Genomic DNA, 25,196 nt, shown 5'->3' with positions numbered 1-25,196 from the left:
GCTAATTCAAGGAGTTATACCTTTGTAAGAAACCAACTGAGGATTAGATTTATAGCGTAATGTCATATCCAGGGGCATGGCCCCCGGCCAAAGGCCCTTTGCGGTCACAGTGAACTGGAACAGGGCGGAAGACACCGTCGAATGCGTCCGTTCAATACTCAATGGCAACCCCGAGGTGGAAGTGCTGGTGGTCGATAACGGTTCCAGAGATGGTTCGGTCCCTCTTCTTTTAAAGAACTTCCCCGGACTGAAGGTCGTGGAGAACGAGGAGAACATGGGCTATGCCAAGGGAGTGAACCGAGGCATCAAGCGAGCCCTGGAGGAAGGAGCCACACATATCCTGGTGGTCAACAATGATGCGATCGTCCGCCCAGGCATGGTCGTTGATCTCCTGGAAGCATTGGAGCGACACCCCCACGCCGGGATCGTTGGCCCCAAGATATTCTATTACGGAACAGACGTGATGTGGTTCAACGGTGGTCATTTCAATCATTGGTTGGGCTTATCGACGCACCCCCTCATGGACTGGAAGGACGATGGAGGCGACCAAGATAGGCAGGTCTCCTTCATCACAGGGTGCGCTATGCTGGTCAAGGCCGAGATATTCTCCGACATCGGCCAATTCGATGAGGACTTCGAGATATATGCGGAGGACCTCGAGTTCTGCCTGAGGGCCGAGGAGAAAGGTTACGAATCCTGGTTGGTCCCTCGGGCCATTGCGGAGCATAAGGTTTCGATATCCACCGGCGTGGCCGGGTCCAATCTTATGACCCCATATCGAGCTTATTTCTATGGCCGGAACATGTTGATGTTGGTGCAAAAGAGGAAAAGCGGGCTGAGCCTGCTGACCTGCTTCTTTGGACAGACCTTGATACTCATTCCATACTACTTCATGATCATCGCCATTCAGGGTGCCAGGAGATCGTTCCGTCGATACGTCAAGGGGTATATCCACGCCTTGATGCGAATGGTGAGCGGGGCGGGTTGACCATATGCGGCTTAAAGTATGGGATGTCCTACGATCAACCATTGCTCCCACACCAATCGTATTGAAGTTCATCTTGATCGGACTAGCGGTCCGGTTTCTACTGGCTCCCTGGACATCGGTCCCTTATGATGCTTATCCTTTCTACAGTGCTGCGGCCGGGACATTGGCGGGGACCGGACCTTATGGCATGGTATTATTCTCCTACCCTCCGCTATTTGCGGTCATCTCATATCCTCTCATTTTCCTGTATTCACAATTCTTCGATCCGGGGAACCTAGGGGTCTTCGTTCCCTCGATGGTCGAGGTCTCCCGTACCACGGGGATGCTGGTACCTTTCGTGACCGCCCCGGCCTTCAATCTGCTGCTGAAGACCCCGCTCATCCTGGGCGACCTGTTAGTGGGGCTGCTCATCTTCCGTACGGTCCGATCATGGAAAGGCGAAGAGATCGCGGTGAAGGCTTTCTTGATATGGTTCCTCAACCCTCTGGTCATTTTCGTCAGCGCGGTGCATGGTCAGTTCGATGTGCTTCCTGCATATTGCGCTCTGGTGGGCATGTTGGCCTTCATGGACCGCCGTTACCTACTGAGCGGCACGGTCTTGGGGGTGGGGGTGCTACTGAAGATCTATCCAGTGTATCTTATCATACTGTGCATCGTCTCCCTGTCCTTGATCCTGGTCCGAGAGGCCCGGGCAGGAAAAGGTCTCATTTCCCTCCGCCCTTTCGCCCTCTTCATCGCCGGAGGAGGACTGAGCTTGGCTGCCATTCTGCCTTTCCTTCTGAGCTCCAGTTCCTTCCTGGAATTTGTGTTGAGACGAGGGACATATACATCGTTGGGAGGACTGAATCTCTGGTTCCTATCTCCAGTGATCGAGGCGCTCGGAACTGGAGGGGGGACGGGCGGGGCCGTCTTCCCCCTTGGCATTTTGTTAACGGTCCTAGGGTTGGCATTGACCATACTGGTCTCTTTCCTCCTGCTTCGTCGACCGGAGGGGAACGAGAGGGAGAACTTCCTACTGGCCAATACCTTCGTGATCATCATATTGTTGTTGACCCAGCCGGTCACCAACCCACAACATCTGATCTGGCTGTTCCCTCCTCTGTTACTGCTCTCCCTGGTAAAACCTCAGATGCTGGGTAAACTGTACATACTCACAGTGGTCGGATTACTTTTCATCATCTCACTACAGTCCGGATTCGCCTTCTTCTATCCATGGGCTCAATTCGTCGGATCTCCCGGGGTAACCGCGCTCAATGCTGGTATCATGACTTATTTTGTGAGCGCCAGTTTCGTTCGATATGTCATTTTAAGCGTCTTAGGGGGGGTGGGGGCGGTAGTTATGGCAAGCATTATACTACCAGCACGCCTGGACCCGGTCGAATCCCTACTGCGAAGGTGGACCGATTGGAGGTGCCGTCATGCGTAGCGAACTATGGGCGGTATTGGCGGTGGTGACGCTACTGATCATCTCTTCGTTCATGATACCGACCGGCGGTCCTGAGGACATGGAATTGGAATTGGTGTGGGACGGTGAGACCGCCGTGCTTCACTACTCTCTTCCCGGTCATGAGCACGAATATCCAGCAAGCGTCATGGCCTTCCCCATCGAGCAATACCGTCATGACGATATTACGATACTTTTAGATATCGGAGGGGCAGATGCCAACGCTTCCAATCCGGCCAACGTACAGGGTCTGATGGACCATCTGGGTGCCGATCTTCAAAATATAGGCTCGTCACGGGAGGTAAAGGTCATTGACCAAAACGCTCTGGCATCGTTCTTCTCATCGGGCAATGGCACACTGATACTGGCCAGTTCACTATGGGACGATATGGAGCTGTGTCATGCTGCGGAAACCTGGGTGTTGGCCGGAGGATTACTGGTCTCGATAGGCCCCGGCTCGGTCCCTTTCACCTCCGAAGTGGGTGGCACGCTTCAGCTGCACTTTTCTTCACTGGAATACGATAGCGGTAGGGATGTGTCCACTACCCCTTTCTCACAAGCTTTCGGATGGAGGACCGTTGCTCCCAGCAATGGTCTGCTGGTCAAGGATGTCTTAGACGCTTCGGGGACCGTTCTGGGGCCCATATACCATAGAGGGATGGACCTTACAACCATGGCCCTAATCCCCTACGGGCAAGGGGCGGTCCTGGTCCTAGGAGGACCCATGGATAAACCGTTCAGGGCCAGCATGGAGGACGTATTCGCTTGGGACCTGGCAAGATGCTTGGAGGCTGAAGTGGCATGGGCCATCGGAGAACCTACGTTCGTTAGGGTCTCGGTAGGATCGGCCGGAGCGCAAGGGTCCGTGGCTTTGGGCATAGCAGACGATTCGACCTATTCATTGATGGGGCAGAATCTGGACGATACGCATCTCGTCTTTTTGCACAAGTTGGTCGAAAATTGATCAGTTCTCCGGAATGGCGCTGCTCAAGGTGTTCCACATGTAGGCGACGCCGAACCCAAGGAACATTGGCAGGGTCTGCACTGAAAGAGGGGCGGAGAATGCCATGTAAAAAATGTACAGATTTACCATGTAGCCGGAGAAGGCGGTGAACACCAGCTTGGCTCCGAGCACCAGCCCGTCCCGTCGTCCGTGGGTCAGCATGTACTTGTTTGCTATCACCAAGTATGACATGGCCAGAATGAATGCAAGAACGGTGGAGGTGACCATATGGTCATCGTATACGATGTGCTGGATCCCCATGATCCAGAAAGTGAACAATAGACCCAATGAAAGGGCGGAAAGGAACCGACCCACCATGTTGATGAGCATGAACTGAACGGCCAAGGCGGTGATCTTGCCGACGAAACCGCACTGTCTTAGTATGGAAAGGATGACCCGCGAGGAGAGCTTGGACTCCCCGCTCCTGCGGGTATTGAAGACGAACTGAACCTCGATGACCTCGGTACTGTGGGGCAAGAACTTCAACAGATCAAAAAGGACCTTGAATCCAGCTCGCTCGAACTTGTGACCCTTCTCTTCTATGATCCCTTGGCAAAGTTTCGTTTGCCCGCCGAAGAGACCGCTCATGGTGTCCTGGGAACTGGGGCGCCTCATGGTCTTAAGGTATGCCTGGGCCATCATATGCGCTCCCCAGGAGGCCAACATGCGACCGACGCTTAGCTTGGTCTTATCCTCTCGCACGCCGACCACGATCTCTGCCCCTGCCCTCAACTTCACATGCAGGTCGCCCACCGATCCTGGAGGGTGTTGAAAGTCCGCATCCATGACCACGAAGTGTGCCGTTTTCGTGTTCACTATCCCATCCATAATGCTGGCGGTGAGCCCGCGATCGGCAGGGTCCCTGCTTATAAGTCGTGTCAAGGGATGAGAATCGGCGAAGTCCAAAACATCTTCCTGGGTGTTATCTTTGGAGTTATCATCAGCCACGATGATGGATGCACCGGGATACAACGAACTAAGGGTCTCTAACATCGGCTGAATGTTTCCCGCCTCATTGTACGTGGGCAGGATGATGGTCAGATCCTTATGTTCATCCACTACGCATCCCAACTTCCAATCTCCAAAAATGTAGATTATATTTATAGATTGGTGAAAAAAGTAGTTATGATGAAACTCACCAACGGCTACTTCAAAATTAAATAATGGAAATAGCCTCCATTCCTTTCAGATGCTGACCATTTCAGCTGGTGTCTGCGCATATAATGAGGAAAAGAACATCCTCCAATGCCTGCGATCTCTTACATCCCAAGTTTTCCGAGGGAAGGAGCTGATGGAGGTGCTCGTGGTCTCCAGCGGCAGCGTTGACCGTACGGACGAGCTAGTGCTCGAATACGCCAGAACCACGGATGGGCGCGTCCGGTTGATCAGGCAGGAACGGCGGGAGGGCAAGAACTCTGCGGTGAACGTCTTCGTGGAACAGGCCAAGGGTGATGTGCTTTTCCTAGCCAACGCTGATAATGTCATGCAGGAGGACACCTTGGAAATGATGGCCGCCCATTTCCAGGAACCGAGCACAGGCATGGTCGGCGGACACCCCATCCCGGTGAACGATAAGGACACATACATGGGCTTCGCCGTTCACATGCTCTGGGACATGCATCATCGTCTCTCACTCATACACCCCAAGGTGGGAGAGATAGTGGCGTTCAGGAACGTGGGCCTGAAGATACCTACTGGCATGGGAAGCGACGAGGACCTCATCCGGCGTGAGCTGGAAAACCGGGGATACCAGATAAGGTACGAACCTGGGGCGTTGATCTACAACCGAGGTCCGACGACGGTGCACGATTTTTTCATACAGAGGACCAGGGTGAACATCGGTGAACGGTATATGAAACGCTGGTTCGATTATGATATACCCACTTGGGACAGGTCTTACCTTTTCAATGCCTGGTTCAGCTTCCTTAAGGATAACGCCAGGCACCCATTGAAAATGGTCGTGGCCATGGCCATGGAGGCGTTCGCCCGCGCCTACGCCGCTCTTCACGTCCGTCTGGACAAAGGGGACCGTGCCGTCTGGCAAGTGGTGGAGAGCACCAAAGAGGTCGATCGGAAGCCTTAGAAACGGTCAAAAAAAAATAAGGAAAGGGGTTTGGGAGAGTAGTTCATCTTTTACGGAAGGCTACCACACCGGCAAGGGCCACCAGGCCGAAAGCGCCGATCACGATCGCCAGCCCCATGGGGGAAAGCAGTTCGGACAGGGCGTCCACGCCCTCGACGGTCACGGAACCTAGGGTGTTAGCCGGGAGGTAGACCAGCATCTGCTGCACATCGCCGTCGTCGACCACCGCGTAGCAGGCCTCGTCAGGTTGCCCATAGATCAGTTCCATGGGGTCGTCCACCTGTTTCATGTCCTGATCGTTCAGCATTACACGCAGACGGTCCTGGGTCATGTCCATGGTGCTCGTTTCAGTGTGTATCAGGAGCAGGGCGCCTTGGGCGTTCTGGCCCTGGGTCATCAACTGGAACTTGTTCTTGACGACCTGGTTCACCTGTACTTGCAGCTCGTTCCTGTAGGAGACGGTGTCGTAGATGCCGCCATTTTCGTCAGCCATAAGGCTGATCTCGGCCGCCACGACACCATCCTGCACTGCCTGCATCATGATCTGCTCCATGACCATATGGCGATGGGCCACCTGGGGGAGGAATCGGATCACCAGATGCTCGGTGACATTGCAGTCGATCACTGTGCCGTTCTCGGTGACCTCAAATGGGTCGTCAGAGGCGATCACGCCCTTGGTCTCCCCATCGGAGATGACCAGCTGATAGGTCAAATTGCAGTTCTCATCCATCACATTCTGCTCTATGACCAGCATGTCCCCGGCCAGGGTGATGGTGATGTTGGTGCTCTCGTTCACAAAGAGATGGTACATACCAGTGGGGTTGTCGTGCAGAACGACCGTTGTGGTGTCGTCGACGATCTTGATGATGGACCCATGGGTCTCGATTTCATCAGGAGTGGATCCTTCCATGACTATGCTGGATAGGATGACCTTTTCCCCGTCGGAAGTGATCAGGCCGTAGTCCGTGATCATGCCGTTCTCTTCATTCAGATCGTAGAAGATAAATCCGCCTTGACCGTGGCCGTAGCTATAGGACATCTTCCCCATCAAGGAGCGGTTCACTCCCAGTTGATACATGGAATCGTTCACCTGCTCGCCCGGAGTGGCTGGCTTTTCCCCGCCGCCCTCGGACCAGGGGCCGTTCCCATCTTCGTTGCTCCCTCCGTTACCGTCCGCCAGGACTGGCGTGGCTACGAAGGCGAGTGCCGAGATGAGAAGCAAGCCTCCCAATATAATGCTCAACGCCTTCTTGTTCATTTTTTATCACCTAATTGCTAGACCCCGGGGAAGGGTCATGAGCGTTTTGGTACGGTCGTCGAACCGGTTGGTACAGGTTTCGAACTCATAGGATAAATCCTGAGTCCTGCAACACCCGAGCGAACTCGGGCAGTATGTCCATGATGCCATTGATGACGAATTGTATGGATATGGCCATGACCAGCAGCCCCATCAGACGGGTGACCACCTTCCTCCCGCCCTCCCCGAAGAACCGATCTATACGCTCCGACTGGACCATCATAAAATAAGATATGGTGATGGTCACGGCGATACCGATATAGACTCCTAGGACGGCTAGGCCGCCGGTGAGCACTCCGTGTTCAGATATCAGATTCATTGATTCTGACATCAGGACCACTACGGTAACGATGGTCCCAGGCCCGCTAGTGAAAGGTATGGCCAATGGAATGAGGGCGATATCCCTAAAACGCTCCTCGACATTCACCCCGCTCTCCCTGGGGTTGAGCATGCCAACCGCGGTGCTGAAAAGCAGGACGCCCCCGGCGATGCGGAAAGCCCCCACGCCAAAACCGAAAATCTGGAACACCAAGAGGCCAGTTAGGGCGAAGAAGATCAATATGCCCCCGGAATAACGAATGCTCTTCGCAGCTATCCCTCGCCGCTGTTCGTGGCTCATCCCTTCGGTCAAGGTGATGAAAACGGCCGATGTGGAGATGGGGTTGGAGATGACGAGTATGGAAACGATGGCCGCGACCACGAACTCCAGCCCTATCACTAGATCGCCCATGGAATTATCTAAGGGGAACGTCCATAAACAATTTCCCATCGGTTCGATGATTGAACCATAACGGTTTATTGCCAAAAAGGGTATGGAACAATCATGCAACCTTTGGATTTGGCCTTGAGGATCGTGCTGCTCGGTCTTTCGGTCATAATGCTTGTGGTCAGCGTGCAGGCCTGGAGAAGGGTCAGGGGAAGGAGGATGACCTGGGTCATGCTCTCCTTCCTGGGGTTCACCGCACTCTCGGCCATGGCGCTTTTCGGGGAGCTTACCGATGATGCGGTGTGGGGCATACCTAACCTGGTGGTGCTGGTATTGATCCTAATAATCGGCACGAACTACCTGGCTCTGTTAAAGGGATGATATCGATGGACGAGCCCCTGGACCTGGAGAGCCGCCGTAGGATATTCGAGTTCATACGTTCCAGGCCAGGTACATATATGAGAGAGATGGAGAGGGAGCTGGACCTGCAGGTGGGTATGCTCACATATCATCTGCGAGTGCTCACGGACGCAGGCATGATCCGGGCTGAGGAAGAGGGGAACCATCAGCGCTACTTCCTTTCGGAGGGTTTTATTCTCACAGACCGTAAGATCCTGTCCCATCTCCGCAATCGTTCTACCCGGGCCATACTCATGCACGCCCTGGACCGGGGCAGCGTCAGCTTTTCTGACCTGATGCTCCTGGTGGCAGTGTCCAAGTCCACCCTCTCCTATCATATAAAGCGGCTGTCCGCCGCCGGTCTGATCAAAATAAGCAAGGACGGAGGGACCTTCGTCAGCGTGGTCGACCCTAAAAAACTGGCCGATCTGTTGGTCTGGGTGGAGGGAGACATGGAAAGAGATGCCGCCGACGCCCTCATCGACATCTGGAACAGGATGCGGAATGATTAGGCTGAAATCATATCCATACCTGTCCGATCCTCGAAAATCGTATTTATTGGGCAAATATGGGCATAGATTATACGTTAATCGTAGTCTTTCTTACGAATTAACGTAATTAAGTCCTTTTTCATTATCCCAAATGAAAATAGTTTTAAATTAAAATAAGGCATCCGTGTCGAATTATGGCAGACGATACCAATTCTAGTCAACCTGCTGACAGCGGGGCCTCCCTGAAAAAGAAGGGTGGTAATAAGAACATGATGATCATCGCCGTCGTGCTGGTGGTCGTTGCGGCACTGGTGGCCGTTGTGGTATTGGGTGGTTTCCTCAACAGCGACAATAGGACCGCTTTGGAAAAGATCCAGGACCGCGGAACGATCATTGTCGGAACCCAGGTCCCATATCCTCCGTTCGAGAACATCAACGCTACCACTGACGAACTCGAGGGCATAGACATAGAGATCATGCAGTACATCGCCGCGAAGCTAGGTGTCGAAATTGATTGGCGACCCATGGACTTTGACCCGCTGTTCGCCGCTGTGCAGACCGGTCAGCTGGATTGCGCCATATCTTCCATAACCATTACCGCTGCGCGTGACGTGATCAATGACTTCACCGTACCCTATTACGTCGCCAACCAGGCCGTCCTGGTGCAGAATTCAAGCACCATAGCCGATCTCGACGACCTGAACGATTCTACCCTGGTCACTCAGACCGGGACCACCGGACAGTGGTGGGTCGACGATAATCTGGACCCGGTCAGTCATGTGCCCCTCTCCGACGTTCCCGCAGCCGTGCTGGGAGTGGAGAACGGACTGTATGACGCTTTCGTGGTGGACACCCCCGTGGCCAACAAGTATGCCAACGATACGAACTACAATCTGAAGGTGGCTTTCGTCATCTACACGATGGAATCCTATGGTATACTCATACCCGACAGCGAACCCGAGCTGAAAACGGTCATGGATTCAGCCATCAACGACATGGTCGCTGACGGCACCCTGGACGAGATCATGCTCAAGTGGCTGATCTAAGCGTTCTACAGGAACTAAACCTCTTCCCTAATCTATATTTCAAAAAAAGAAAGGGTGCTGCAACATGGTAATGACCATCGACTGGACCATTGTCCCGGAATACTTCGACGTCTTTATGCGAGGGTTGCAGATGACCCTCCTGATCGCGGTCATATCGATCGTTCTCGGGTTCATAGGGGGGATCCTCATCGGCATGGGGAGGATATCCCGTAATCCGGTGATCTACGGTCTGTCCACGATCTATGTGGAGGCGTTCAGAGGAACGCCACTTCTGATCCAAATATTCCTTGTCTATCTCGGCCTTCCGCAATTGGGCATCTATGTATCCAGTCCTCTAGTGGCTGGTCTCCTCGCTCTTTCTCTGAACAGTGCCGCCTATCAGGCGGAGATATTCAGAGGTGGGGTCCAATCAATATCAAAGGGACAGATGGAGGCAGCCAGATCCTTGGGCCTCAGTTATAATCAATCTTTGTTCAGCGTCGTGATCCCCCAGGCCATCCGCAATGCCCTACCTCCGTACACGAACGAGTTCATCACTATGATCAAGGATTCCTCGCTGGTAATGACCATAGGGGTCCTAGAGCTAACACTGAGGGGTAAATTGATCAGTGCAACGACCGGTCAATCCATCCCGGTGCTCATATTCGTGGCGGTGCTCTATTTCGTCTTGACCTTCAGCACGTCAAGGATCATGAGGGTCGTGGAGAAGAAGTTCGCCATACCAGGCATGATGGGGAGTGAGTGAAGATGGTGGAACCTATTCTCGAACTCGTGGACGTCAAGAAATCGTTCGGTGACCATGAGGTCCTCTGCGGCATTTCAATGAAGGTCATGCCGCAGGAGGTCATTACCATCATTGGTCCCAGCGGCAGCGGGAAGAGCACTTTGCTGAGGTGCATGAATCTGTTGAACGAGCCGGACGGTGGAAAGGTGATCTTCCTGGGGCACAACATCACCGACAAGGACATCGACATCAATGCAGTGCGCGCCCAGATGAACATGGTGTTCCAATCCTTCAACCTCTTCATGCACCTTACGGCCAAGAGGAACATCTCGTTGGCCTTGATGAAGGTCAAGAAGATGAAGAAGCAGGAGGCCGAGGAACTGGCGATCCAGACCCTCAACAAGGTGGGGTTGAGCGACAAGGCGGACGCCTATCCCGGTGAGCTCTCCGGGGGGCAGCAGCAACGGGTGGCCATCGCCCGCGCGTTGGCCATGAACCCCAAGGTCATTCTGTTCGACGAACCCACCTCGGCCTTGGACCCCGAACTCATAGGCGAGGTGCTAGATGTCATGAAGTCCTTGGCCTTATCGGGAATGACCATGGTGGTCGTCACTCACGAGATGGGCTTCGCCCGGGACATGGCCGATCAGGTGATCTTCATGGACCAAGGCCTAATAGCAGAACAGGGAACGGCCGAGCAGATATTCGTCAATCCGCAGAATCCCCGTACCAAGACCTTCCTGAAGCGCATCTTAAAGGAAGTAGGTGCGCTGGACCCAGGCATACCCAGCGATTTCGTACCGGACGCCGAAAACGGACAAGACAATCCTTAAATAGACCAGCGGAAATACAAACGGACCATGTACGCGCTAGGCGATTCGACCGATATTGTTCTGGTCCAGCGCGTCTTGGGTATTTGAAAGGGGAGCCGATGGCTTTCCCGATCTATTGTAGGATGGTATGGCAATGAGAGGTTCATTCTTTCTCGGTCTCATGGCGATCGGTCTGGTGGAAGGAGGGGTGCGCAGGTCCAAGAAGATCAGGGAGGGCAGTGAATGCCATCAGCTCCCATGGCTCTCCACTCCAAAATATCCGTGCGGCCAAGACAATGGACGGGACGACGAAGGATATTATTCTCCGATAAAAAAGAATCATACCGTGCGCAATTACCAGATACCGATAAAGAACAAGAAGAATTGAAGGTCAGGGATTCGACATGGAAGTCATATCGATGGTCGTGAACGACGAGTTCGGAGTGATGCAGAGGATCATGGGTGAGTTCACCCGCAGGAAGATCAACGTGGATACTATCGTGGTAGGTAAGTGTGAGATGCCTGGTAAGTCCCGTGTCGTCCTGAGCGTCTCCGACCGCAAGGAGGCAGAGTGGGCAGTGGACAGTCTGCAGCGCCTGCAAGACATCGTCCAAGTGGAGATCGTGGACGATACCCGTCAGGAATCCTACGCCCTAGTGGCGAACACGGTGGGCAAGGCCCGCCTCATAGGCTCCATAGAGGAAGTGGAGAAGATGGTCCAGGCCACCAAACCTGATAAGTACATAAGGGCAGTGAACGCCATTTGAGGGATAGCATGGACAGCAAGATCTGGATGGACGGCCAGTTGGTGAACTGGGAGGACGCCAAGGTGCATGTGCTGGCCCACGGTTTCCACTACGGTACCGGGGTCTTCGAAGGGATCAGGGTGTACCACACCCCTCAAGGAAAGAACATATTCCGTTTGAGGGAGCACATGGTGCGCTTCCTGAACTCGGCCAAGGTTCTGCAGATGAAGGTCCCCTATACGCTGGACGAACTATGCGAGGCCTGCCGTAAGGTCGTGCGCACCTCTGGGCCGGAAGGAGATTACCTCAGGCCCATAGCCTTCTACGGAGTGCATCCGGAGTTCAAGATCGGGTTGAACCCTTCGAAATTGGGAACGAACGTCTCCATCGTATGCACCCATATGGGCGTGTACATGGGGAAGGACAAGGTGGAGCAGGGTGCGAACATAGTCACCTCCTCCTGGGAGAAGTACTCCAATCGCGCCGCGGCACTGAACGCCAAGATATGCGGGCACTACGTCAACTCGGTGATCGCGAAGCTCGAGGCGATCCAGCGAGGGGCGGACGAGGCGCTAATGCTCAACGGCAACGGCACCGTTGCCGAAGGCACCGGGGAGAACATATTCATGGTGAAGAACGAAAAGGTCTTCACCCCTCCAGTGTCCGCTGGGATCCTGGAAGGCATCACCAGGGACTGCATCATGACCATCGGACGAGAATTGGGTTATGAGGTCATCGAGAAGGAGATCACCCGCTCGGAGCTGTACATGGCCGATGAGGTGTTCATGACCGGCACGGCAGCTGAAATTTCGCCGATCAGGACCATTGACGGACGGATCATTGGCGACGGGAGCATCGGTCAGATCACCAAGCGCATCGGACGGTCCTTCCACGCCGCGGCCATGGGCGAGGACCCCAAGTACGCGCACTGGTTGGACATGGTGAAATGAAAATTCCCTGCTGAGAGAAACCTCTTTCCGTCTCCAATTTTTCAGACAGCACTATTTTTCAAAGAGACGGCCGCTATTACAGCACCTTAATACTAAATAGCGTGGGAAAGATGATAATTCTCCGCTGGAGATAGGCCATGGACCGTCTTGTAAGACTATCAAGTCTGCTGTTAGTGGTTATCGTTTGCTTCAGCGCGCTCACTGCCCTGGTCCAGCAGACCGAGACCTCCTCGTTGTACTCACAGGAGGTGATGGGCGGCATGTCCTCTGGAAATATGGACCTAAGGTACGCCCCCGCCGGCAAGGACAAACTTTTCGATCTGGTGAACACCACTGGCGTCTCCTATCTTCGCGTGGAAGTACTGAATCTATATCTTGATGGAATGTGGATCAAGGAGGAGAGCGGTTTCGAGAAGATGGTCGAATGGTCCGATCTCAACGAACATACTCCGGAGGTGGACATGACGGTCGTTCCGGCCATGCGCATGAGCGGCGGCATACCTATCCTTAAGGATTGTGTGGAGGTCGATTTTGGCAATCTGCCCAAGGGGCGCTATAATACCGAGCTGCAGGTGCTGCGCAGCAACACTCCGGTGCTATTCCCCTATCACGTGAAGGCAGCCAATATCATGTTCCCCCGGGAAACCTTGGAGGCAGCCAACGTCACGTCCGAAGAGGTATACACACAGGTCCCGACCGAACTGCAACAGCGGCTATTGGATACCGCCAGCATGATCACCGTCGGTCTAGGCAGTCCGTACGAGAAAGCGCGTGCCCTCAACGAGTTCATCCGGGAGAACTACGAGTACCGCTTCGATTTCTCCAGTCCCCCGGACGGCGTCGACCCCATGGAATGGTTCCTTTACAACAGCAAGGAGGGGGTATGCACTCATTACAACACCGCGTTCATCATGCTGGCCCGGAGCTTGGGCATCCCCGCGAGGATGGTATACGGTTTCATGGTCAATCCCTACCTTCAGAACCAGGAGGTGACCGGCGCCCAGGCGCACGCCTATGCAGAGGTGCGCTTCGACGGGTTGGGCTGGATAATCATGGATGCCACTGGCCTTCGGGATGAACAGCTGTTCCCCGATGAGAGCACCGCCATGACCATGGCGGGAGTGGTCTTTGAGGACCTGAACATGAACCAGATCCGGGACCCGAACGAAAGGGGGTTGGCCGATCAGGAACTGCGGATATCCGGATCCGGCGGTCCGTTGAAGGTGGTTACCACCGACGAGGGCGGTGCCTACTCCTATCGATATCCCAACCCCGGTCCCTACGGCATCGATTATATCGTACCGGAGGGCTGGCGTGCGACCACCAATTCCAGCATCCATATGAACTTCATAGGGGTGAGGATGGAAGGGCTGCAGTTCGGGGCGGTCAGGGACCAGGACGTGGGCGGGGGTGCCTCGGCGATCCATACGAGCCCTGTCGACCCAGAACTGGACAAGACGACGACCTTCTCCGTTTCGGGGAGGCTCGAATCACTGATCGGCAGGTCGGTGGAGATGACCAAGGTCCGAGTCTACCTGCAATCCCCATCGACAGTGCCGGAAAGGACATTGGTGGCAGAGACGAACGTCATCGATGGTCAATTCTCAGCAGTATGTTGGATACCGAGGGAGCTCAAGGTCGGAAACTACCGTCTGGTGGTCCGGTCATTGGGGAACAGCGAGCACTCCCCGGTAGAGGACGAGCATTTTGTCAGGGTAACCGACCATGTCACCATGCAGTTCCTTCGCCCAGAGAAACTGGCGGCGGGCGTCCCGGTCACAGTGACGGTAATGGTCACGGAGAGGACCTCAGGCCGCCTGCTGGACGGTATAACCGTACATCTGGAGGTGCCGGGGGCGGACATGTGGCCCAACGACCGGAACGTGACCTCCGATTTCTTCGGCCAGGCGGTGTTCACTGTCCGTTCTTGGAACGTCGGCCTTTTGACCTTACGGGCCATTTCCGACGATTTCAGTTTCTTCAGTGACCATCAGATCAAGGATGAGGTGCCGGTGGTCCTGCCGATGCTCAGCCTTAGCTCGGAAAGCCTGGTCCGAGGGGAGATCAACAATCTCATCTTCCGGGCGCAAGCCGAGGAAGCCCCGCTCACCGAACTAAAGGTCCGGTTCGATCTGGAGGGCGGTGAAAGAGCGGGGTCCGAGACGGACAGCGAGGGCTTCGCCATACTCAGTGTTCCAATGGGCAACGACAGTCAGTTGGGGCCGAGGAACGTGACCGTGGTGGCGCTGGTCCGTGGTGACAGCATCCCTCTGCAGGAGTTCTCCATCGATGTGACCGCCAGGACGGTGCTGCTCGGTTGGCAGGAAGGGGACGTTCTCAAGGCCAGATTGACCGACGACCATGGTGTGCCCTTCCCGGGCACTGCCCTGACGGTGAGATCGGGGGGTGATGACCTACATCTCACCACGGACATCAACGGAACCATCTCCCTGCCGCTGCAGGAGCTAGGTGCCTTGGAATGCACCGTGGCCTTCGCTGGCGAGGGCTCATATCTTCCGAGCACCGCCGATGTGGTTCTGCAGGGCGAGATCGAGGGAGGCTTCCCGTACATGACATTACTGATGGTCCTGGTACTGATCGTCGGCGTCCTCGGGACGGTGGCCTACCTGCGCCCCCGGCGCGCCGTTGGGTCATCGGAGATCGATGAGACCGAACCGGACAACATTGACGGACCACACATCCTCACGTTCCCCCAGATCCCTCAGGGGATGCCTCTGATATGGGCTCCAGGAGAGCCGTTGGAGGTCAATGTGGCCACCCAGGACGAACAGGTGATCTTGTCGATCGACGGGGGCGAGTTCATAATGGACACCTCCTCGGGAGGGGCTACTGTCACGCTTCTGCTGGCTGCAGGGGCGAACGCATTGAGGGTCAAGGGTGACAGCGGGCAGACCAAACGGACAGTGTACATCTCCTCATTCCGGGAAGCGATCGCCGCCACCCTCGCTCAGGTGGTGAAAGACCTTCCGGAGAACGATCTCCGGGTGCAAACACCCAGGGAGGTCCAGGCCATCATCAAAAAAGGGTTGGACGAGCCAAGGGCCAAGAGCTTGGACGAACTGCTCGATCTGTTCGAAAGATCTGAATACGGTCCATCAGAGATGAGGCTGGACGATTATCAGCAGGCCTATCGTTTGATGGTGGAGGTGATGGGACGGCATCCTTGAGCTCGATACTCCGCAGGAAGGAGGTTCGGTTCCGGAGCGGTCCGGAGGTGTTGCGAAAGCTGGCGGCTTTGACCGCCGCCCTGGCATTGCTGATCATCCTGATCGGCGTCATATTCTCATTGTTGGCACCGAGCGAGGAAGGTCAGATGGACCTAGGTTTCCTCTCGATCCCCCTGATGCTCTTTGTTCTCCTTTATTACGTATCCGCATTGATGACCACCACACTGGAAGGTCCATTGGCACGACCGCTCTCATCCGGTACGATACTGTTAGGCAGCGCGATCTTCATGTCTCTGGTCCTGACCACCGGCCCCTGGTTCCGAGGACGACTGGACGTGGGTGTCTTGGCAGTGACGATCGGCATATCTCTTCTGGCCATGACCGTCACCCGTCCCTGGAAGCGGAACTGGTTCACCATCTCCCGCACAGTGACACTGGCCGCCCTCGGCGCATTCGAGGCGGTCCTGCTCTGGGCGTTGGGTGAGGAAGGCACCGCCCTGATGGCGATCGCGATCTCCTTGATCGCCATCGTCCTCTCGATATCATGGTTCAATTCCCGCGCTCGATTTTGGAGGTGGACAGGGTGGGCCGCTTCCACGCCAAAACTGTTCGGCTCCTATGCCGTGCTGACCATCATCACCATCTATATCATGACCGCCAGGGGTCTGGTGGCCGAGATCGGACCGGACCAGCTTATCATGGTGGACTTCGGACTGACCGCCGGCTGCGCCCTGATCGTAGCCAGTATACAGTTCGTTGCCAGTCGTTTCCCGGAGGAGGGCGTTCTCAGAAACATGGAGGCCCCCAGATCCCTGACGTTCTTCCCCGAGGGGGTGGAGGAGTTCTCCGCACCCATCCGCAACTTCGTGGAGCAGGGGGAGAGGGAATGGTTGGTGGCATTGTTGGTCAGGGTCCTTCTGGAGAATGGTTTGAAGGAGGGCGAGACCGCTCCAGTGCTGCGCATCCTGACGCGGTATCAGGAACCTCGTCGCGCCCTGTGGCCAAGCTGGCGATCAGAGAGGTTGGAGGAAGGGAGACGGAAGGCCCGCAAGGCCACAGTGTCCTCGGTGCTGAACCAAGCAGAAATAGCTATCGAGAATCACAGTAGATATGGAACGGGAAGGTGAAGCGGTGGAGATCAAGGAGTTCAAGAGTTTGTCTCGGGAGTTCATAGATGTCATAGGCGGACTGTTCGTCAGCGATGAGACGGTGGTGCGCAAGACATTGAGCGCGGCCCTGGCCAACGGTCACGTTCTCTTCGAGGACATGCCCGGATTGGGAAAGACCCTGCTGGCCAAATCCTTCGCAAAGGCCAGTGGTTGCCGGTGGAGCAGGGTACAGTTCACCCCCGACATCATGCCTGCGGATATTCTGGGGACCAGGATATGGGTCCCCAGGAGCGGGGAGTTCGTGCTGGAGAAGGGGCCGATATTCACCAACATTCTGCTGGCCGATGAGATCAACCGCGCACCGCCGAAGACGCAGAGCGCCTTGCTGGAAGCAATGGAGGAGAGACAGGTGACCATTGAAGGCAACACGCTGACCCTCACCCGTCCCTTCTTCGTCATCGCCACTCAGAACCCTATCGAGCACGAGGGCACCTTCCCATTGCCAGAAGCGCAGATGGACCGTTTTCTGCTACGCATGCGGACCGGGTACGTCAAGGACCTCGATTCAGAGATGGAGATACTGAACCGTCGGGTGCGATGGCGAAGCGAAGATCCGGTGGCGGACCTGAGGCCGGTGGTCAGTCAGGAACGTTTCGTGGAGATGCAGGCCGTGGTGGAGGAAAGCATATTCGTGCATCCTGTGCTCATCTCCTACATATGCCAGCTTGTCCGCGCGACCCGGGAGCATTTCGCGGTGGAGGCAGGTTCCAGTCCCAGAGGCTCCTTGGCACTGATGAAGCTGTCCCGGGCTCACGCTGCCATCATGGGACGCGATTTCGTCACCCCGGACGACGTGAAGCTGTTCGCCCTGGAGGCTTTGTCCCACCGTATCATCCTGAAGATGGAGTACGAGGTGGAGGGTGAAATAACCCCTGCCCAGGTGGTCGAGGAGGTCCTGAAGGGCGTCGAGGTGCCCAAGGACTTCGGCCGGTGACCAGATGACCCCTCGCAGAAAGGCGCTGACCGCCAGGATCGCCCCTATCGCGGTCATTATGATGACCGGTCTGTTCCTGGGGAACATGGCACTGATGATCATCTCGTTGGTACCCTGGTTCTTCCTGGCATTCAGCATAGCCATACCCGGACCGCGCGTCTCCAGGTTGGAGGGGGAGATCAAAAAGGGAGCGATCTTCGTGGGTCGCGATCTGAAGGTGGAAAGGGAGACGACCATCGATCACGGCATGGGGCTGGTCGTTCTGGCGGAATCGATCTCGCCCACCTTCGAACAGAGGGATGGAAAAGCCATACGTGTTCTCTGGAAAGGCAGAGGGGTCCTCAACGCTCCTTTCAACTACACCATAAGACCGATGCGCCGCGGGGAGTACGATATCGGCAACGTGAGGAGCGAGGGAATACATTTTTCCGGACTCTTTCCCAGTGATCAGAATGTCTGGGGAAGTAAAAGGTCCCTGCATGTGGAGCAGATGGTCATGCGGGCGGCGGAGATCAGGGACCCACGTCTGGAATCACGCATGCCCATGCCCGCATCGGTCATGAGCTCTCACGGAGCACAGACCACGAACTTTCTCGATATACGTCGTTATCAGCGGGGGGACCAGTTCCGCTCCATCAATTGGAAGGCCACGGTACGTTCGGGTGATGTGGAAGCACTGCGTCCCTTGGTGAACGAATACGAACGTGAAGGTCGTCGTAAGGTGTGGATACTGGTGGACGATTCTGAGCGCATGAGGGTAGGTAGTGAGGCCGAGAGCGCCTTCGAGTGCGCCCTGCACGCTGCCCGGGCGCTCTCCGACTTCTATCTGCAACGTAATTGTCTGGTGGGCGCGGCGCTCATCCATCAGGGACGGTGTCAGCTGCCGGAGGGCGGAAGACGTCAGAAGGTCATGCTGGCCGATATGCTGTATCGGGCGAATGTCAAGGGCAGTTCCGGCAGTTTGACCGGTTTCGTCCACGGCCACCGGGGTCATCTAAGGCAGGGCAACCCTCTGTTCATCATCATCTCGATCCTCGATCGGGGCAGCCAGCCAGAGCTCAGAGATGGATTGAAGGAACTGAGGCGCAATTCCGGTCCCAAATCTCGATTCCTGCTCATCGACGTGGACCTTAAGAACATTGCCAGCCGGGACGAGGTGGAAAGCCTGGGTATACAGCTGCGGGGGTTGGAGGAGACCACTGTCCGAGGGCACATCAAGAAGTTGGGCGTGCGGGTCGTCTCCTGGGAGCCCCGGGAGCAGGACCTCTTCCAGGTTTTATTGACATCCAGGGCGGTCGGGGGTGAGTTCGGGTCATGAGCGCGGAGAAAAGCTCACCCTGGATCGCTCCCTCGGTCTCCATCGGTCTCATGGTCGGTCTGGCATTCTCCTGGTGGACCTTCTCCAGCAACCTGCTGTTCGTTGATATGGGACTGCACGATCTGCTGTCACCACTCGACCCATTGGTGCTCACCGGCGTGGGCATATTGATGTTCATCGCCCTGCTCTTTCTCATACTGGAAGGTCGCTGGTCGGTGCTGGTTATCATCGCTGGATGGGGACTGTACACTCCATCCTTGCTGTATATGTCAGGTATCGATTGGTCCTATGCCTTCGGACTGTCCGTGGACAAGTACGCCTTTTACACCATCACGTCGCCGTTCCTCATCGCCCTGAACGGTGTGGTCCTGGCGGCGAGCACCTTACTATGGCGCCAAGGCGCACGCCTGGAGAGGACCGCCCGGCAATTACTGGAAAAGGGGGCTACGGGACCGGAGGTCAGTACTGTGATGAACAAGGCCTGGGTCCTGAACGTGACATTGGTTCTGGTCGCCTCTATCACTACCGTTGGCGTTCTCCTGCTGACGGGGGCGTGGTCCGATGCCGTCGGTGAGATACTACCACCTCCGGAGTTCCAGGGGCTGCTGTTCGCACTTTTAGCAGCGGTCATGGTCCTGTTCTCGCTCTGGATCTACGCTCGGGACCCCGAACATAGCTGAGAGAGTTTCGTATCCAGTCCGCTACAATGATTAAATACGATTCGCTCACATAATACACTGGGTTCGCAATGTTCGAGGTCAGGTTCCACGGTCGAGGGGGTCAGGGGGCGGTGATGGCCGCTCAAACGCTTGCCGAGGCGGCGGTCATCGAGGGAAGGCATGCCCACGCGTTCCCTTTCTTCGGAGCGGAAAGGCGCGGAGCTCCGGTCATGGCCTTCGCCCGCATCGACGACGAGAAGATAAGCATCAAGTCACAGGTGTATGAACCGGACCTGCTGGTGATACTGGACGAATCGCTCATCGACATCGAACCCGTAGCCCGGGGCCTTAAGAAGGATGGAAAGGCGGTCGTGAACACCCGGAGGTCGCCGCAGGAGATCGACCTAGGTGTGGTGGTGGAATGCGCCACGGTCAATGCCAACGTCATCGCCCTGGAGTTCCTCAAGGCGCCCATCGTGAACACTGCCATCCTGGGGGCCGTGGCCAGGGTAACCGATCTGGTCTCCATAGGCTCTATGAAGCAGGCGATAGAGAACCGCTTCGGGGAGAAGTTCGGGGAAGAGGCCGCTCGGGTCAATGTCGGAGCGGCCGAGGCGGCCTACGAGCAGGCGTCCGTCGGATTATGCCAGGGCATCAGACCCTTGGTGACCAAGAGGGAATGGCTTCCGGATTGGAGGGACATTCCTATCGGCAACAGTCTGTCAGTGGGCACCAAGGACGGGGTGATGGTGGGGCCCGGTGGCGCTCGACAGAACCTCACCGGGAGCTGGAGGGTGCAGACTCCCCACTATGATAAGGAGAAATGCGTGCGTTGCCTACGCTGTTGGTTCACCTGTCCAGAAGGATGCATCAAACGAGAGGAGGACGACTACGTTCGATGGGACCTCAACTATTGCAAGGGCTGTGGCATATGCTCCCAGGTATGCCCCGTGAACGCCATTGACATGATCAAGGGGGGTTCAAGATGAAGGTCAGGGTCATCAGCGCCGATCACGCGGTGGCGTATGCGGCCAAGCTCGCTCGAATTGAAGTGATACCATCGTTCCCCATCACCCCGCAGACGCTAATAGTGGAACAGCTGGCGGAGTTCATTAGCAACGGGGAATTGGACGCGGATTTTATTCCGGCCGATAGCGAGCATTCGGTGATGAGCATAGCAATAGGCGCTAGCGCCGGGGGAGTGAGAGTGTTCACCGCGACCTCCTCGCAGGGACTGGCCTTGATGCACGAGATGTTGTATTGCGTCCCCCAGAACCGTCTGCCCATCGTGATGGTCAATGTCAACCGCAGCCTCGGTGCCGCCTCAGGCATCTGGGTGGAGTACAACGATTCCATGGCCGAGCGGGACTCGGGATGGCTGCAGATGTACGTGGAGGACAACCAGGAGGCTTTGGACGCAACGATCATGGCTTTCCGTCTGGCGGAGGACCGCCGGTCGTTGCTGCCCGTCATGATATGCCTGGACGGTTTCATTCTATCACATACGGTAGAGAAGGTGGAGCTACCGGAGCAGGAGGAGGTAGATGATTTCCTTCCCAAATACGACCCGCTCAACATTTTGGACCCCGCGGACCCCAAGGTGATCAATCCCATCGTCCCGCCGGAGTACGCCATGGAGATGCGCTACCAGTTGGATAGGGCGATCGAGCATTCTCGGGAGATCATCATGGAGGTGGACAAGGAGTTCGCCAAGGTCTTCGGCCGCTCCTACGGTGGTCTCATCGACACCTACCGCATGGAGGATGCGGAGTTCGCCATGCTGACGTTGGGGACGGCGACGGGTCTAGCGAGACGCACGGTAGACGAGATGAGGGCCGAAGGCAAAAAGGCCGGTCTGATCAAGCTGCGTTTCATGCGTCCCTTCCCTTTCAAGGAACTGTGCGAAGCCACCAAGGGCCTCAGGTCCCTGGGTGTCTTCGACCGTTCCGTCTCGTTCAACGGCGGGGGGCCGGTCCACACGGAGGTGGCGGCAGCCCTGTGCAACGTACCGGTGACCGTCACCGGACATATCGCCGGGATCGGCGGCCGCGATATCACTCCCAGGCACATGCGGGATATGTACGACCTTGTGGAGAAGGCGGCGAGGGGCGAGGACGTTCGAAAGGTCACCTGGCACGGCCTAAGGGGGGATATGGAGTGAACGAGAGGGAGATGAGCACCATCAAGGACATGCCCCGGAACGATCCGTTCACCAGCGGGCACGGTGCCTGCGCCGGCTGCGGCATGGCCGTGGCGGTCAAGAACATCATGAGGATATTGGGCGAGAACACCACCGTGTACGTCCCGGCCAGCTGCCTCATCGTCATCAGCGCCATGTACCCCACGACCAACTTCCGGACGCCCTATCTGTACACCGCTTTCGAGAACACCGGGGCGGTGATCACCGGGATACGCGCTGCCCAGAGACGACGAGGACTGAGCTCCACCGTCGTCGGTCTGGCTGGAGACGGCGGGACCTTCGACATCGGTCTGCAGGCGCTGTCCGGCGCCGCGGAGCGAAACGAGGACGTCCTCTACGTCTGCCTGGACAACGAAGGTTACATGAACACCGGCATACAGAGAAGCGGGGCCACACCGTTCGGTGCCTGGACCACCACATCCCCGGTGGGGGACATCGTAAAGGGAAAGAGGGAGTTCAAAAAGGACCTGATGGCCATCATCGCCGCTCACGACCCCCCCTACGCCGCTTCGCTCTCCATAGCTCACTTCAACGACTTCGTGAAGAAGGTGGAGAAGGCCAAGAACATGAAGGGATTCCGCTTCCTGCATGTCATGACCCCCTGCGTCCCTGGATGGCGCAGCGATCCCTCCATGACCGTCGAGATATCCCGGTTGGCGGTGGAAACTGGTATGTGGACGCTGTTCGAGATCGAGGAAGGCAGCTCCCGAACGACCTATCGTCCGCAGACCATGCTGCCGGTGACCGACTATCTGAAGCTGCAAGGTCGGTTTCGTCACATGGAGAACGACGACATTGCCAAGCTGCAGGATTGGCTATGCCGAAAATGGTATATTCACTACGGGCACGAGGCTGAGCAGCCAGTATGCGCCGTCTTCGAAAAGCAGAAGCCCATGCGCACTCCGCAGGAGGAGCAGCTGCACTTCATCTAGGACCTCGTTCAACCGGACCGCGGAAGGGACCGCGCCAGGATCTTGGTATCTTCCAGGCGGTCCCTCAGGACATCCAACGTACCGTGGCGGGCTTCGTACCTCAGCTTCAGCGTCTCGGCGAAATCCATTGACTTCTGTTCGTAATGATCGCGATCACCGATACCGGTGTCGATGAACAGCAATCGAGAATATCCATCGAACAGTATGTCTAAGAACCACTGCACGTCCACCCCCAGCTCCTCGTGGTTGGGCATCTTGCTATCCAGATCCTTCTGGAAGTACTCGACCCCCATGTCCGAGACGAACGGTATGGAGAACAGGGTCCCGGTGCAGACCTTCCTTTCCCTCGTATACTCGTCGGTGGTGAGCAGCGCTCCGACGCAATCGTCCGCGTCTATGGTGACGGTCGGCACCTCCAGCTCTTCGATCACGTCCTTCAGCGAGTTGCAGGTTCCGTATCCCAGGAACACTGCGTCCACCTGTCCGCGCAGTACATTGACATGAGCGATAACTTCCCTCTTCAGGTCCTGGGGGTAAGAGTGCAATCCGAACTCCAGGTATTCCTTGAAGGTGATGTCCGGGTCCCCCTCGGTCAACAGGTCTATCTCCTTCTTGAAACACTCGCAGGCCACTACGCCGATCCTCAATCATCCCACCATCTAACGGCACCTGCCGTCGGCCACGCTATCGTCCTTGGTAATATTTAAATATAATTTAGTACAATTCTTCTATTACTGATGACGGCTACCAACGATGACCTGTTGAAGAAGATCGAGGAAATGCGGCAGGAGATGGACTCGATCAATCGATCCGTCGTATCACTCCGGCAGGACAACATGACCAGGGTGTTCAGGGAGCAGATCGGGGCTTCCTTCCTGGACCACAACCGGGGTGCTTTCCGCGCGGCGATCGAGGACCGGCGGGACATTGCGTCTGGATATTCCAGGGAATCGCTGGGCCGCCTGTCGGATCTCTATGATAATGCTATCGACCGTTACAAGGGCGACGACCTGAGCGGAGCCATGCACGGGCTGGATGAGCTTAGAGGTCTCATCAGCCAGGTCTCCGATGCGGAGACGATCAACCGGACCCTGCTGGAGGTCGTGGACCGAGCACGGCAGCAGATGGCATCGATGGAGACGCTCCGTTTCCAAACCGGGAGGCCGATGCTGACGCGGTCCTGCGAGAGCGTTTTCGGCGAGGTGGAGCCGGAGAGAATGGAAACCTACCTCGCACCACTCTCGAGCGCTATACGGTTGAAGATACTGGCCATGCTGTATACCAGCTCGCGCAGCTTTACCGAGATCAGTAAGGAGCTGGACATGAAGAAGGGGCACCTCCAGTTCCATCTCCGGAAGCTGGTGGATGCCGGTTATGTGAGCGTCGACCCCCGGACGCACCTATATTGCATCGAGGAAGAGGCATTCCTCATCCTGGAGGGACTGGGAAGATTATTCTCCCAGATTAGCTAGGGAGGACGCCGCCAAGATCCACCGGCAGTAATATCATATGGATCGGTCCGCGGGTTCAGGCCACAATGCACTTATGCGTTTCGAGCGTTCTTATCGCTATAGAAATGTCGCATACCAGTGATATACGGTCACCCGACCGTTCGACCACGACGGCATTGGATAACCCTTTTATAGAACCATACCTTTGAGCGTTCCTGCTCTAATGAGCCTGTGAATAATGAGGATGTTTATACATCGGAAGGAGGTATAAGTTTGGCAAAAGCAGTATTTGTTAGGTTCGAAATGCCCAAGGAGCTCAAGGACAAGGCCTATGAGGTCGTAGAGCTGGCCCGGGATACCGGCAAGCTAAAGAAGGGCACTAACGAGGTCACCAAGATCGTAGAACGCGGCGAAGCCGTCCTGGTCGTTCTGGCCGAAGATGTTCAGCCCCCTGAGATCCTGGCCCACATGCCCATGCTATGCGAGGAGAGAAACATTCCCTACGTATACGTGGACAGCAAGGCTCAGCTGGGAAACTCCTGCGGTCTGGAGAAGCCCACCGCTTCCATAGCGGTGCTCGATGCTGGAAAGGGCAAGCCCATCCTGGAGAACTTGGTCGACCAGGTCAAAAAGATAAAGGGCTAAAGGGTGTAGTA

The 25,196-nt window shown here is 56.1% G+C and carries 26 protein-coding genes; 22 read left to right on the top strand and 4 right to left on the bottom strand.

The annotated features are described in order from the left end of the window. Positions 1-76 precede the first annotated feature (76 nt). From VMW85_07850 to VMW85_07840, 3 genes are all read left to right on the top strand, one after another. Positions 77-988 (top strand): glycosyltransferase family 2 protein, encoded by a 912-nt coding sequence (locus VMW85_07850; protein HUT27941.1) that lies wholly within the window; start codon positions 77-79, stop codon positions 986-988. 61 nt (positions 989-1,049) lie between these two features. Beyond that, positions 1,050-2,414 (top strand): hypothetical protein, encoded by a 1,365-nt coding sequence (locus VMW85_07845; GenBank protein ID HUT27940.1) that lies wholly within the window; start codon positions 1,050-1,052, stop codon positions 2,412-2,414. Further along, positions 2,407-3,396: a hypothetical protein gene (locus VMW85_07840; protein HUT27939.1), complete on the top strand. Its 990-nt coding sequence runs from the start codon at positions 2,407-2,409 to the stop codon at positions 3,394-3,396. Before VMW85_07845 ends, VMW85_07840 begins: the two co-directional genes overlap by 8 nt. On the opposite strand, the gene VMW85_07835 is transcribed toward VMW85_07840, so the two are convergent. Next, positions 3,397-4,506, bottom strand: a complete 1,110-nt coding sequence (locus VMW85_07835; protein ID HUT27938.1) for a glycosyltransferase — start codon at positions 4,504-4,506, stop codon at positions 3,397-3,399. A 118-nt stretch (positions 4,507-4,624) separates the two neighbouring features. Between VMW85_07835 and VMW85_07830 the strand changes: the two genes are divergently transcribed. Beyond that, a complete protein-coding gene (locus tag VMW85_07830; protein HUT27937.1) occupies positions 4,625-5,518 on the top strand; it encodes a glycosyltransferase in 894 nt (297 codons plus the stop codon). Positions 5,519-5,561: 43 nt separating this feature from the next. On the opposite strand, the gene VMW85_07825 is transcribed toward VMW85_07830, so the two are convergent. Both VMW85_07825 and VMW85_07820 read right to left on the bottom strand, forming a co-directional pair. Beyond that, positions 5,562-6,776: a hypothetical protein gene (locus tag VMW85_07825; protein HUT27936.1), complete on the bottom strand. Its 1,215-nt coding sequence runs from the start codon at positions 6,774-6,776 to the stop codon at positions 5,562-5,564. An 85-nt stretch (positions 6,777-6,861) separates the two neighbouring features. Next, entirely contained in the window at positions 6,862-7,545 is a 684-nt protein-coding gene (locus tag VMW85_07820) for a MarC family protein (GenBank protein ID HUT27935.1), read from the bottom strand. A gap of 93 nt (positions 7,546-7,638) precedes the next feature. Between VMW85_07820 and VMW85_07815 the strand changes: the two genes are divergently transcribed. The 16 genes from VMW85_07815 to VMW85_07740 all read left to right on the top strand — a co-directional run bounded on the left by VMW85_07815 (position 7,639) and on the right by VMW85_07740 (position 23,089). Next, positions 7,639-7,902: a hypothetical protein gene (locus tag VMW85_07815; protein HUT27934.1), complete on the top strand. Its 264-nt coding sequence runs from the start codon at positions 7,639-7,641 to the stop codon at positions 7,900-7,902. A 5-nt stretch (positions 7,903-7,907) separates the two neighbouring features. Further along, a complete protein-coding gene (locus tag VMW85_07810; protein HUT27933.1) occupies positions 7,908-8,432 on the top strand; it encodes a helix-turn-helix domain-containing protein in 525 nt (174 codons plus the stop codon). A gap of 173 nt (positions 8,433-8,605) precedes the next feature. Continuing rightward, positions 8,606-9,457, top strand: coding sequence for an ABC transporter substrate-binding protein (locus VMW85_07805; GenBank protein ID HUT27932.1), 852 nt, complete (start codon positions 8,606-8,608; stop codon positions 9,455-9,457). Between the two features lie 64 nt (positions 9,458-9,521). Beyond that, complete coding sequence (locus tag VMW85_07800) at positions 9,522-10,202, top strand: amino acid ABC transporter permease (GenBank protein HUT27931.1); 681 nt, start codon at positions 9,522-9,524, stop codon at positions 10,200-10,202. 2 nt (positions 10,203-10,204) lie between these two features. Further along, on the top strand, positions 10,205-11,014 hold the full coding sequence (locus VMW85_07795) for an amino acid ABC transporter ATP-binding protein (GenBank protein HUT27930.1): 810 nt from the start codon (positions 10,205-10,207) through the stop codon (positions 11,012-11,014). 133 nt (positions 11,015-11,147) lie between these two features. Further along, positions 11,148-11,381, top strand: coding sequence for a hypothetical protein (locus tag VMW85_07790; GenBank protein ID HUT27929.1), 234 nt, complete (start codon positions 11,148-11,150; stop codon positions 11,379-11,381). Between the two features lie 16 nt (positions 11,382-11,397). Continuing rightward, entirely contained in the window at positions 11,398-11,760 is a 363-nt protein-coding gene (locus tag VMW85_07785; GenBank protein HUT27928.1) for an ACT domain-containing protein, read from the top strand. A gap of 8 nt (positions 11,761-11,768) precedes the next feature. Further along, complete coding sequence (locus tag VMW85_07780; protein ID HUT27927.1) at positions 11,769-12,689, top strand: branched-chain amino acid transaminase; 921 nt, start codon at positions 11,769-11,771, stop codon at positions 12,687-12,689. 137 nt (positions 12,690-12,826) lie between these two features. After that, on the top strand, positions 12,827-15,877 hold the full coding sequence (locus tag VMW85_07775) for a transglutaminase domain-containing protein (GenBank protein HUT27926.1): 3,051 nt from the start codon (positions 12,827-12,829) through the stop codon (positions 15,875-15,877). After that, positions 15,874-17,004, top strand: a complete 1,131-nt coding sequence (locus VMW85_07770) for a hypothetical protein (protein ID HUT27925.1) — start codon at positions 15,874-15,876, stop codon at positions 17,002-17,004. The genes VMW85_07775 and VMW85_07770 overlap by 4 nt, the downstream gene beginning before the upstream one ends. Then, the gene (locus VMW85_07765; protein ID HUT27924.1) at positions 16,988-17,980 is read left to right on the top strand and encodes a MoxR family ATPase; all 993 of its coding nucleotides are present in this window, start codon (positions 16,988-16,990) and stop codon (positions 17,978-17,980) included. The genes VMW85_07770 and VMW85_07765 overlap by 17 nt, the downstream gene beginning before the upstream one ends. Before the next feature lie 4 nt (positions 17,981-17,984). Then, positions 17,985-19,298, top strand: coding sequence for a DUF58 domain-containing protein (locus tag VMW85_07760; GenBank protein HUT27923.1), 1,314 nt, complete (start codon positions 17,985-17,987; stop codon positions 19,296-19,298). Continuing rightward, the gene (locus VMW85_07755) at positions 19,295-19,978 is read left to right on the top strand and encodes a hypothetical protein (GenBank protein ID HUT27922.1); all 684 of its coding nucleotides are present in this window, start codon (positions 19,295-19,297) and stop codon (positions 19,976-19,978) included. The genes VMW85_07760 and VMW85_07755 overlap by 4 nt, the downstream gene beginning before the upstream one ends. 68 nt (positions 19,979-20,046) lie before the next feature. Further along, positions 20,047-20,946, top strand: a complete 900-nt coding sequence (locus VMW85_07750; GenBank protein ID HUT27921.1) for a 2-oxoacid:acceptor oxidoreductase family protein — start codon at positions 20,047-20,049, stop codon at positions 20,944-20,946. After that, positions 20,943-22,118, top strand: a complete 1,176-nt coding sequence (gene porA, locus VMW85_07745; GenBank protein ID HUT27920.1) for a pyruvate ferredoxin oxidoreductase — start codon at positions 20,943-20,945, stop codon at positions 22,116-22,118. The genes VMW85_07750 and porA overlap by 4 nt, the downstream gene beginning before the upstream one ends. Next, positions 22,115-23,089 carry a thiamine pyrophosphate-dependent enzyme gene (locus tag VMW85_07740; protein HUT27919.1) on the top strand — a complete coding sequence of 325 codons (975 nt, stop codon included), beginning with the start codon at positions 22,115-22,117 and terminating at the stop codon, positions 23,087-23,089. The genes porA and VMW85_07740 overlap by 4 nt, the downstream gene beginning before the upstream one ends. Before the next feature lie 8 nt (positions 23,090-23,097). Here VMW85_07740 and VMW85_07735 read toward each other — a convergent pair whose 3' ends face one another. After that, entirely contained in the window at positions 23,098-23,736 is a 639-nt protein-coding gene (locus tag VMW85_07735) for a DUF1638 domain-containing protein (GenBank protein HUT27918.1), read from the bottom strand. Positions 23,737-23,826: 90 nt separating this feature from the next. Between VMW85_07735 and VMW85_07730 the strand changes: the two genes are divergently transcribed. After that, complete coding sequence (locus tag VMW85_07730; protein ID HUT27917.1) at positions 23,827-24,561, top strand: winged helix-turn-helix domain-containing protein; 735 nt, start codon at positions 23,827-23,829, stop codon at positions 24,559-24,561. Positions 24,562-24,813: 252 nt separating this feature from the next. Next, positions 24,814-25,185 carry a 50S ribosomal protein L7Ae gene (gene rpl7ae / locus VMW85_07725; protein HUT27916.1) on the top strand — a complete coding sequence of 124 codons (372 nt, stop codon included), beginning with the start codon at positions 24,814-24,816 and terminating at the stop codon, positions 25,183-25,185. Positions 25,186-25,196 lie beyond the last annotated feature (11 nt).

Source organism: Methanomassiliicoccales archaeon, assembly GCA_035527755.1.
In the GTDB taxonomy this organism is placed as follows: Archaea; Thermoplasmatota; Thermoplasmata; order Methanomassiliicoccales; family UBA472; genus UBA472.
The sequence above is the reverse complement of the archived record's forward strand: the minus strand, read 5'-3'. Positions and strand labels throughout refer to the sequence as shown.

Coding starts and splice junctions, on each gene's coding strand:
- VMW85_07755 (HUT27922.1), top strand. CDS start 19,295: ATGAGCGCGGAGAAAAGCTCACCCTGGATCGCTCCCTCGGTCTCCATC.
- VMW85_07840 (HUT27939.1), top strand. CDS start 2,407: ATGCGTAGCGAACTATGGGCGGTATTGGCGGTGGTGACGCTACTGATC.
- VMW85_07780 (HUT27927.1), top strand. CDS start 11,769: ATGGACAGCAAGATCTGGATGGACGGCCAGTTGGTGAACTGGGAGGAC.
- VMW85_07800 (HUT27931.1), top strand. CDS start 9,522: ATGGTAATGACCATCGACTGGACCATTGTCCCGGAATACTTCGACGTC.
- VMW85_07765 (HUT27924.1), top strand. CDS start 16,988: ATGGAACGGGAAGGTGAAGCGGTGGAGATCAAGGAGTTCAAGAGTTTG.
- VMW85_07795 (HUT27930.1), top strand. CDS start 10,205: ATGGTGGAACCTATTCTCGAACTCGTGGACGTCAAGAAATCGTTCGGT.
- VMW85_07750 (HUT27921.1), top strand. CDS start 20,047: ATGTTCGAGGTCAGGTTCCACGGTCGAGGGGGTCAGGGGGCGGTGATG.
- VMW85_07815 (HUT27934.1), top strand. CDS start 7,639: ATGCAACCTTTGGATTTGGCCTTGAGGATCGTGCTGCTCGGTCTTTCG.
- VMW85_07820 (HUT27935.1), bottom strand. CDS start 7,545: ATGGGCGATCTAGTGATAGGGCTGGAGTTCGTGGTCGCGGCCATCGTT.
- VMW85_07805 (HUT27932.1), top strand. CDS start 8,606: ATGGCAGACGATACCAATTCTAGTCAACCTGCTGACAGCGGGGCCTCC.
- VMW85_07810 (HUT27933.1), top strand. CDS start 7,908: ATGGACGAGCCCCTGGACCTGGAGAGCCGCCGTAGGATATTCGAGTTC.
- VMW85_07785 (HUT27928.1), top strand. CDS start 11,398: ATGGAAGTCATATCGATGGTCGTGAACGACGAGTTCGGAGTGATGCAG.
- porA (HUT27920.1), top strand. CDS start 20,943: ATGAAGGTCAGGGTCATCAGCGCCGATCACGCGGTGGCGTATGCGGCC.
- VMW85_07760 (HUT27923.1), top strand. CDS start 17,985: ATGACCCCTCGCAGAAAGGCGCTGACCGCCAGGATCGCCCCTATCGCG.
- VMW85_07775 (HUT27926.1), top strand. CDS start 12,827: ATGGACCGTCTTGTAAGACTATCAAGTCTGCTGTTAGTGGTTATCGTT.
- VMW85_07730 (HUT27917.1), top strand. CDS start 23,827: ATGACGGCTACCAACGATGACCTGTTGAAGAAGATCGAGGAAATGCGG.
- VMW85_07830 (HUT27937.1), top strand. CDS start 4,625: ATGCTGACCATTTCAGCTGGTGTCTGCGCATATAATGAGGAAAAGAAC.
- VMW85_07790 (HUT27929.1), top strand. CDS start 11,148: ATGAGAGGTTCATTCTTTCTCGGTCTCATGGCGATCGGTCTGGTGGAA.
- VMW85_07825 (HUT27936.1), bottom strand. CDS start 6,776: ATGAACAAGAAGGCGTTGAGCATTATATTGGGAGGCTTGCTTCTCATC.
- VMW85_07850 (HUT27941.1), top strand. CDS start 77: ATGGCCCCCGGCCAAAGGCCCTTTGCGGTCACAGTGAACTGGAACAGG.